The 555-nt window shown below is 43.2% G+C and carries 1 protein-coding gene; it reads right to left on the bottom strand.

The features are described 5' to 3' along the window. Nucleotides 1-555: cadherin-like domain-containing protein (locus M595_RS28435; RefSeq protein ID WP_023069998.1), on the bottom strand; the 555-nt coding region annotated here is incomplete at both ends.

Below are 555 nucleotides of genomic sequence, written 5' to 3'. Positions count from 1 at the left end.
TAAAGATACTGAACTGGAATAACCGGAGATAATTCCAATCATCTCTTTGCTTCCTTCACCATAATAGAAGATGCGGGTATCTCCGTTCTTTTGTACTAGCTCATAATCACTGGCACTTCCATGCAGTTGAATCTTATCTTGTGCATCATTAAACCCACTAATGAGCGCGCGATCATCCCAATTTGATTGGTCGTAGAAAGCTGTGCTAGCATTGCCCAGAATAAATAGATCTGGCTCGTTAGTTGCTTCGAGGCTATCTATTTCTTTCATCCCCGCAAAAGCTGTGTTGGGATCAAAATCACTGATGATGTTATACCCTGTGTTGTTATTGTTGTTGTCAGTTCCGTTATCGCCACTATCGTTCGGTTGAGTGGCTGGACTAACTCCGTTGATAGTCAGGTTAACGGTAGCTGTGTCGGTTCCCCCTTGACCATCGTTAATCGTATAGCTGAAACTATCTGTTGCGGTTTCATTTGCTTCGAGAGCGTCAAATTGACCGTTGGGGTTATAGCTGATTGTACCGTCGTTGTTGATGCTAACTTCACCTTTGGTGTT

Source organism: Lyngbya aestuarii BL J (genome assembly GCF_000478195.2).
GTDB classification, from domain to species: domain Bacteria; phylum Cyanobacteriota; class Cyanobacteriia; order Cyanobacteriales; family Microcoleaceae; genus Capilliphycus; species Capilliphycus aestuarii.
The sequence above is the reverse complement of the archived record's forward strand: the minus strand, read 5'-3'. Positions and strand labels throughout refer to the sequence as shown.